Genomic DNA, 8,078 nt, shown 5'->3' on the forward strand with positions numbered 1-8,078 from the left:
CCGCAAAGCTGCCGCCCGAACCGTCGATGCGGTCTGCGCCGCAATCGGCCACGCACTCGATGCCTTCACCGCCGACGAATGCGCCAATTACCTCAAAAACTCAGGCTATCGAACTTGATGCCATCACGCTTTAGTGTCGCCCCGATCAAGTCGAACCCCCTGGCGCGCATAGATCTCGGCCTGACGGTAAAACGGCGTATGGTCGCCAAACTTGGCGACGATCACCTGCGCAATCGCCGCTTCGGTCGGTAGTCCACCAGGCACGACATGCTCTGGTGCGTGCGCCTGCACGACAGGGCCGGAGCAGCGGCGGCAGATGTATTTCGGGCGGCGTGTGACCAGCACGCGCCATTGTGCCGGGATCACGTCAAGGCGCTTGCTGACGTCCTCGCCGATCTTCGTCATGGCGCCGCAACCGCACGGGCAGAGCGTGCTCGCAGGCTCGATGATCCGCTCCACCCGCGGCAAATGGGCAGGCAAGCAGCCGCGATTGCGATGAGAGCTTTGATCCGTCGCGTTTCGCGATCGGCCCTGGATAACCTTCTCGGCTTTCTCCTGCGCGGCATCCAGGATGCCTTGCGCGATCTCCACGTCTTCGAGCGGCAAGTGATATTGATCTGGTCGCAGCTTCTCGGACTTCGCGCCGAACCTGTCGCGTCGCAATTCGCCGAGAATGATCTCCAGCCGACGCCGGGCTTCCTCCGACGCCGCCAGCGCCCCCTGATGCTCGCTCAAGGCCGCCTGCGTTTGTGCCAAAAGCGCCTTCAGGCGTTCGTTTTCGTCGCGCAGCGCCGCGATGCTCATGCGCTAATTCGAGCACACCGCCGCCGCGCGTGCCACGTTCAAAATAGCTTCCGAGTCATTCTGCCGCAGTTATCCCGCCGCCTGCGGGCGCCGTGCTTCTTCCGGACGGACCAACCTCCAATCCAGCCCCTCGAACAAGGCCGCGAACATCGCCGGCGACATCCGCATCCCGCCGTCCGCGATCGTTGGCCAAACGAACTTGCAACCTTCGAGGCGTTTGTGCACCAACACCAGGCCCGTTCGATCCCAGACCAAAATCTTGATCCGGTCAGCTCGTTTCGATCGGAACACGAAGGCTGCCCCGCTGAACGGATCGAGACGAAGCATCTCCTGCACCTTCGCCGCAAGCCCATCGTGGCCACAGCGGAAGTCGATCGGCCGCGTTGCAACGTAAATCTTCAGATCCGCACCAGCCGCGATCATCGTGACGCTCGCACCGCGCGGATCACTCGGGACAGCTGCTCGGCATCAATGGCCATATCCGTCCGCAGCACGACATCGCCGATCGCGATCTCAAGCTTGATCGCCGGAACCTGACGCTCCTCCAACGCACCTTCCACGACCAGCGGCGCGAATGTCGGCTGCGACGCCTCGCACGGCGGCAACATGCCTCGCTGTCGAAATCGCCGTCGCCAATCGTAGATCTGCCAGCGCGTCGCTCCGTGCTTGCGCGCCACCTGGGACACCTGGGCACCGGGTAACAGACTCTCGGCGACGATCCGAGCTCTCTCAGCTTCCGAACGTACGCGGCGCCCCGATGGTCCTTCAAGAACCTCCAGCCGGCTCACCGACCCCGTCGTTGAGCCGTCCAAATGGACGTCCTTTTTGCTGTCCAATCCCATCCCAAACCTCCGTCCAAGCCGGAGGCTTCTTTCGCACAGCTATACCGATCCCGAAGCAAGGGTTCCGGCTAAGCGCTTACACTTGATCCAGCAAATCGCGAATTTCAACAGTTGAAAACGCTACTCACCATAGGAGTGAGCGGGCGCGATTTGTGCGAAACGGGACACGGATTAGCCTATCTGCCGACGAGGTGCCGATACGGCCGGGAAGTCCTCTCTTCAGCAAGCTAACACAGATTGTGAGCTCCGCATGTCGCGAGCCACCCGTCGAGTTTTGCGATCGAGAGCTTTCACCAGCCGGGAACCACTCATCCTTTCATCATCGACGCCTGCCTGGTATGTGTTTGGCCTCAGGCCGCGGTAATATCATGATCGCGATGACAATCTCGTCATCGAGCCTGACCCACAGGCTATTCACAAATTCCAGGAAAAGCAGAGTCCCTCGGGCTTCTCTTTCCAGCCTGCTGCGTGGCGCGTCTCCGCGGCATTGTTCAGCAATAGCGGCCCCGAACCTAAATCGCATGGGAGGAGGGGCATTCGCAATGGTGCTCGGATGCTCCTCGCCGGGGGCACTCGGGAAAGGGGCTCGCCTTCGGCGATCGCTATCACTGCCCCGTTCCCGGGTGCCGCTGTTAACCGGTCGCGTCGCTGCACTCGGACCCGCGTGCCCCTTCGGGTCGCTATGCTCACGCTCTCCGGGTGCCATTTTCCGCTGAGGCGATGCGCCGTTGGCGCACGCCTGATCAGGCTTGAGGTGCGAGGGATCGACTTTGAGCTGAAAGGCACTTTTCAGCGCTTCCGCCGGCGCCATTTAGCGACCTTAGCGTCGCATCCCAAATTTGAATGGCATCGGTCAGATAGGCACTGCGCGTGACCGTCAGACCGCCTCTAACGCGTCCGACAGAACCATATCCGGGACGCTGCAGAAGAGCATCGTTTTCGCAGTCTGCTGAAAGACAAGTTCGCCACCAATCCCGTGATCGATTTCCAGGTGGAGACGCTCGACGGATGTTCGGATTATGAATGTCAGGGTAGGTCCTTAGAGATTTTTCGGTTGCTCAAGAACGTGGGGCCACAAAAGGCGGTCCCTTCAGTGCGACGAGGTGGGGCACGTTGTCATCCTCGGCGGCTGACCCCATTTCACCGCATCCGGCAACGCTGGTCCGCTCTTGAACCCACTTTTCGGAAGTCTGTTTCCGGAGGGCGGCCTAAGCCAGTCTAAGTTTTTATGACTCGTCGAAAGGCGCCGTTCGTACGCTATCCGTCGCCGGCCTATACATCCAGACGCGCCGCGGTTGCCAGCAGCTGCTGCTTGCTCTGTTCGATCGCGTGGTGACGCAGGTTGGACAGGATCAGGGAGATCACGCCGACCACCAGCGCGATCAGGAATGCACTGCATAGCACGAGGGCGACAATTGGGCGGGTCGAGGCGGTCCGGCGTTCACATCAGCGCGGTCGAACGCGCCGGTATGGGAATTCTGAGCGAAGGTCAGACGGTGTCCTATGACGTCGTCGCTGACCGTCGCACGGGCAAGTCCGCTGCCGAAAATCTTCGTGCTGCTTAGTTAAGAGCACGACAGACCTGTCGCTCTAGCCACGGATGTACTGGCAGAGCTTGTGGTCCTGCCCCGCGCCCGAGCCATCGGGAGCCGGGCTTTTGATTGAATCAGTAATGAAATTCAAAAGCAGCGCGTCTGTGGCATCGCTTCGACAGCTGGTGCCTGTGGTCGCTGAGCTACAATAAAGGCCTAGACTGAAAGCCGAAACGAGCGGGGTCTTAGTCTTGGCGTGCAATCGCGCGAATTGAATTCCGCAGTGGCTTGTTTTGTCTTTCCGGCGCATAAACCGGGATGCTAGATTCTCATCATCGATCCTGTCGGTGCGGCGCCGTCTATAGCCGAACTGAGGCGATGGCCCCTAGTCGGCAGATCGTCAGCTTCGAATGCTTGGTTTGCGGCGCCACGATGGAATCGTGGAATACCGCCTGGGTGCCCGCCTACAGGTTGATTGCCGGGCCCATTCGGCATTCGCCCTGCGAAGGATGACTTCAACTCGCGGATTGAACCAGCAGCCTATGGCGGGATTGGCCGTTCATGGCAGAGTCATTCGGCAACTCGTTTAGTATCGTTGAAGTGACCGCGGACGATTGGTCGGCAGACGGCCCCACAACGCAGTTTTGGATTGCGTTTGCCAAGCCAAGTCAGGCGCTGACGTTGGTACTTGCAGCCGTGCCCGAAGGCTGGAGGGCGGAACTCGTGGTTCAACCCCTGACGCAAGAGCAGCAAAGGCTTTTGAAGAGCTAAACCTCAAGCCGGGCGATGTTTACAGGCTGCCCCGGTAAGTTTCCCCTCTGCGGACCACGTCCGCAAATTCACCGACGTGGGTGCATCCGGAACGTGGTAATGGTCAGCGGTAAGCAGGAGACTCAATGAGCATCGTAAAACGCCATCTGGCCGAGCAAGAAGAACGCCTGGTACTAATCGAGGAAATTTGCATCGATACAGGAGCGCTTGTCCTGGATACCGCTACAGACGAAGTTTACTTTTCTGCAGACCAAGCGGCTTACAAGAACGCCTATGTCACTGTGTTTCAAGCCTGGGCGAAGGGCACGATCAAAGGCACAGCGGAACAGATATTCGACGCTACAAAATCTATTCTTGAGGATTAGAGATCCCGCCTAGGAGACGAGGGGGCGAGATAGAACCCGTAACCGTTGAGGTAAAGAACATGCCATATGCCTACAAGCTAAATGAAGACGTTCGCCACCAACCCCAAGGCCCACAAGGACGCGCCGCAACTGAACCGCCGATGATTTACACGATCGTACAGCACATGCCGATCGAGTCCGACGGACGAGTCAGGTACCGTATCAAGTGCAAGTCCGAGAAGATCGAGCGCATCGTTACGGAAGATCAGCTTTCGTATTTTCAGTGAGGCCGATATCCTTCCCGCAAGCGTTCATCGGACTCCCACAGCGTCGGGAGGCAGCAAGGAGGAAAAATGTCGGACCGGCGGGAGCTCTATCGGAGCCCAAATGGCGACGCGTGGTTCATCGCACGCGAGCCGACAAATGGTCATGCTTTCATCATCCACCAGCCTAATGCGCCCTCTGGTGGCCGGTCATCTCATATCGAGTTGGGCGAGTTCTTGCGTGACGGGAAGGGACCCGAACAGCAAGCATTGTTGCGATTGATTGGAACGCTGGTCGAGGTACCGCCGTTTGCGTAGGCTCCCAATGTCATTGTCGATCGAGGTGAAAGGCTCGACGGAGCTTGGCTGTGCGAGGTGGAAGCTGCCTAAGGCTGTCCTAGGTCCTCTTGGGCTCCGGTTTTGGCGCGCATATCGCAAAATGATTCGCTAAAAGTTTCGCCTCGGAGCCCAGAGCTAAGACGTTGCACATGCGGCCAGCGCCTCACTTGGATGTCTTGCGCCCGGCGTCTCGCGCCAACCGCTCCGCCCTGAGACGTTTGTGGTTTTCGTGAAACTCCGGATCGGCTTGGCTATCCGCGATCGTCTGCCGCGCTGCGTTCGGGTTTTGCGCCTTTCGCTCCGCCTCATCGGCGACCTGCTGCTCGGCGGAGCGTTTCGGTTTGGTCATTACCGCATCCTTGTAGCCACCGATTGGTGGCGTCGCCAGAGTTCTTGCACGGACCACAAGTGATGGTGTCACCCTGCTCGCCGTCAGAGCCGTAGCCGCCAGCAAGACTGCCGGCTTCGGTCGAGGCCCGAACCAAAATCAGGTCTATCGGCCCGTCGCCCATCACTTGGTACGCGATGCTAACGTCGCCGCTCAGGGCATACCGCGTCTCGGGCAGCTTGAAGTCACTCATCGAGCGAACCTCGGGGCTTCCTCCATTGTTGCCAACTGAGTAGCCGAGATCAACCCCCTAGCATGTGCTCCTCTGCGTCACTCTAAAGCACGTCGGCGTTGGTCCTGCGCATGTTCGCTTCGGGTCCTTTAGGCGACGTGGCATGCTAGGCCCGTATGAACGAAGGCCGCCGTTTGAGGCGGCCCTTCGGGTGAGCTGTGCACGGGAGCGGTGCCGAGCGATGGCGGATAGCAGCGCCCTTTACAAACGCCCTCTGCAGGTCTGGCGATACCTGCGGCAATTTCCTTCGCCTCGTTCGCCCAATTCGTCCTTGTTGAGGCAGGCTTGTCGCAATTCGGCGCATACATCCCTCCGAACTGGCCGTTGGCAGGTCTCCCGGTATCTCCGGCAATTTCCTTCGCCCCGCTCACCTAGCACGTCCTTGTTTTCGCAGGCTCGCCGCAATTGCTCGCATTCCGCACCTCGCATCCGGACGCCTCCCGGTCCAATCTCAACGGATTGGGAAAAGGCGGAGACTGGAATTGCACAAAGAGCGGCTGCCGCTGCGGCGCCGAACGCATATTTTCGCATTCTTTGCAACATTCCTGATCCTCCCGTTGGTGTGGCCGATGGATTTTGGCGGACGCACCCGGAGTTATCGCATCTCGGCTCCCGCCACCCTTAGTTGGCACAACGCTTGGTGTGGCGGGTCGTCTCCGCTTAGCTGTGCATCGCTGGTAGATTACTGTGCGACGTTTGAATTGGTTCCACGGCTCGGAACGATGTAATTCAACGCTCTCAATCCTCAGATGGCCTTAAAGGCGGACATGAACGCCGGACCAAGCGGGCAGGCCAAGACCTTCAGCAGCCGACGTGACAACGGCTGGAGCTTTCGTCGCGCGAAGACGTCCCGCTTTCAAGACAAACGAACGCCAGTTCCGGCCGAGCAATGATCCCCTCTTTGTGCACCCGCCAAACGTAACAAGTTCAGGCGGGTGACCGTCGGCCACTTGGGGGCAAGCACCCGGTCAGAAGCGAACATTCCTTGATGGAACATTGTCTTAGAACTTGAGCGTGGTTCGTAGACCGAACACCGACGCGTTCCTGAGGGCCTGTCCGGCCAGCGGCCCGGCCGGTAGCGTGGCGCCGCCGCCGGGATGGAGAATGTATTGGAAATTCGGCTGCACCGTCCAGCCGTCCTTGACCTGATATTGATAGACCGCGGTGAGCAGGCCTTCGAAGCTTCGCACTGGCCAATTCGGACCCGCTAAGGTCCGATAGTCCGCATCGAGCGCCTGGGCCCGCTTCGAGACATGGGCGTCATCGAGGATCAGGAGTATTCCTCGATCCGTCCGTTGGTCGACTGGCTGGACTACAACGGCTACACCGTCGTCACCAAGAGAACCAAGGAGTTCATCGACGTCTCCGGCCGCCGCAAGGTCAAGGGCGACATGGACGTCGAGCTTGCCGTCGACGCTATGGAACTCTCCGAGCACATGGACCAGATGGTGCTGTTCTCCGGTGATGGCGACTTCCGCTCCTTGGTCGAAGCCGTGCAGCGGCGCGGCGTCCGCGTCACCGTGATCTCCACGATCGCCGCCCATCCTCCAATGGTAGCTGATGAGCTGCGTCGCCAAGCCGACGTGTTCACCGATCTAATCGAACTCCAAGCTAAGATCGGTCGCAATCCCTCTGAACGGCCGGCGCCGCGCCAGCGCGAGGCGCGCTATCACTCGGAGCAGGTCCCAGAGCGTGAGACCACCGCAGAGTTCAAGGGAAACGATAGCGTGCTCGAGGAGTGAGCCCCGAAGCGAGACCGCGCTGGTGAAAATCCAGTCATTGGTATGGCTCGGAAGCCGGCGCACGTGGCCTCGGAGAGCGACGAAGAGCCCGGCATTTGCGCCAGGCTGATCGCCAATATAGTTCCGTTATCAGCAACAGACGAATTAGAGACAAGTCCACGCGTCCGGTCAGTTCGGATTCCGACATTGCTGCTTGCTCGCGAGCTTCGCATGATCGATGTTGGGTTGCGCCTTCTCGACACGCGCGCGACGGTAACCGGGGTGCGCTTTCACGCGCAAAAAGCCGAGCAAAGCATTCGACGCTGCTGCGAAGCCTAAATCGAAACTAGTTCCCTTGCCGAGGCGGTTGACGGAACCCAGCTGGTTGGAACGACGCGATAAATTTGGTTATCGTCGATAATCATGATGACCTTGTCGCAAAATCAGAAAATATGTTTGTGGAAAACATGGGAGGTTCGAATGGAAGTAAGCTCCGACATGTAGAGGCGAGAACACTCGGCAGAAGACGGCGTACCAAATCGAGCTGCCGAGCAAGAGGAGTGAACTGAACTCGGCGGCGAGACCGGCCTTTAGCCACTTTGGCAGAATTGGTTTGTGCTGCAGTTTTTCACGGATACGTCTTCTGCAGTAGGGGCATCGCTGCGATGGCTGCCGTAGGATGAGATCGACGATAGCGTGACGTACTGCGGGCATGGTTGGCTGAGGCGGAGGCCCGTTGATTCTTTTTTTCCGCCCCGCGTGTGCGAGGCGACGGTATTGCAAGAAGGCGTAGGCGATCATGGTCATTAGTGCGTGACGATGAAGACCTTGCCATGATCGCC

At 59.2% G+C, this 8,078-nt stretch carries 8 protein-coding genes and 3 pseudogenes; 4 read left to right on the plus strand and 7 right to left on the minus strand.

The window, feature by feature from the left end; all coding sequences use genetic code 11:
- Positions 1 to 141 precede the first annotated feature (141 nt).
- From IVA92_RS08235 to IVA92_RS35745, 4 genes and pseudogenes are all read right to left on the minus strand, one after another.
- Positions 142 to 804: pseudogene (locus IVA92_RS08235) on the minus strand (IS66 family transposase zinc-finger binding domain-containing protein); the annotation flags it as partial.
- 69 nt (positions 805 to 873) lie between these two features.
- The gene (gene tnpB, locus IVA92_RS08240) at positions 874 to 1,227 is read right to left on the minus strand and encodes an IS66 family insertion sequence element accessory protein TnpB (RefSeq protein WP_247280863.1); all 354 of its coding nucleotides are present in this window, start codon (positions 1,225 to 1,227) and stop codon (positions 874 to 876) included.
- Positions 1,224 to 1,646 (minus strand): transposase, encoded by a 423-nt coding sequence (locus tag IVA92_RS08245; protein WP_247280864.1) that lies wholly within the window; start codon positions 1,644 to 1,646, stop codon positions 1,224 to 1,226. Before IVA92_RS08245 ends, tnpB begins: the two co-directional genes overlap by 4 nt.
- A 1,272-nt stretch (positions 1,647 to 2,918) precedes the next feature.
- Positions 2,919 to 3,050 (minus strand): hypothetical protein, encoded by a 132-nt coding sequence (locus IVA92_RS35745; protein WP_256464982.1) that lies wholly within the window; start codon positions 3,048 to 3,050, stop codon positions 2,919 to 2,921.
- Here IVA92_RS35745 and IVA92_RS08250 point away from each other — a divergent pair.
- From IVA92_RS08250 to IVA92_RS08260, 3 genes are all read left to right on the plus strand, one after another.
- Positions 3,035 to 3,211, plus strand: a complete 177-nt coding sequence (locus IVA92_RS08250; protein WP_247280865.1) for a cold shock domain-containing protein — start codon at positions 3,035 to 3,037, stop codon at positions 3,209 to 3,211. The genes IVA92_RS35745 and IVA92_RS08250 overlap by 16 nt on opposite strands.
- A gap of 528 nt (positions 3,212 to 3,739) precedes the next feature.
- A complete protein-coding gene (locus IVA92_RS08255) occupies positions 3,740 to 3,949 on the plus strand; it encodes a hypothetical protein (protein WP_247280866.1) in 210 nt (69 codons plus the stop codon).
- Positions 3,950 to 4,074: 125 nt separating this feature from the next.
- The gene (locus IVA92_RS08260; RefSeq protein ID WP_247280867.1) at positions 4,075 to 4,314 is read left to right on the plus strand and encodes a hypothetical protein; all 240 of its coding nucleotides are present in this window, start codon (positions 4,075 to 4,077) and stop codon (positions 4,312 to 4,314) included.
- A 744-nt stretch (positions 4,315 to 5,058) separates the two neighbouring features.
- Here IVA92_RS08260 and IVA92_RS08265 read toward each other — a convergent pair.
- Positions 5,059 to 5,244 carry a hypothetical protein gene (locus tag IVA92_RS08265; RefSeq protein ID WP_247280868.1) on the minus strand — a complete coding sequence of 62 codons (186 nt, stop codon included), beginning with the start codon at positions 5,242 to 5,244 and terminating at the stop codon, positions 5,059 to 5,061.
- Between the two features lie 1,272 nt (positions 5,245 to 6,516).
- The gene (locus IVA92_RS08270; RefSeq protein ID WP_247280869.1) at positions 6,517 to 6,795 is read right to left on the minus strand and encodes a carbohydrate porin; all 279 of its coding nucleotides are present in this window, start codon (positions 6,793 to 6,795) and stop codon (positions 6,517 to 6,519) included.
- On the opposite strand from IVA92_RS08270, the pseudogene IVA92_RS08275 reads away from it, so the two are divergent.
- A pseudogene (locus tag IVA92_RS08275) lies at positions 6,775 to 7,257 on the plus strand (NYN domain-containing protein); the annotation flags it as partial. The gene IVA92_RS08270 and the pseudogene IVA92_RS08275 overlap by 21 nt on opposite strands.
- 607 nt (positions 7,258 to 7,864) lie before the next feature.
- Here IVA92_RS08275 and IVA92_RS08280 read toward each other — a convergent pair.
- Positions 7,865 to 8,078: pseudogene (locus IVA92_RS08280) on the minus strand (IS701 family transposase); the annotation flags it as partial.

It is taken from the genome of Bradyrhizobium sp. 154 (genome assembly GCF_023073875.1).
Classification (GTDB): Bacteria; Pseudomonadota; Alphaproteobacteria; order Rhizobiales; family Xanthobacteraceae; genus Bradyrhizobium.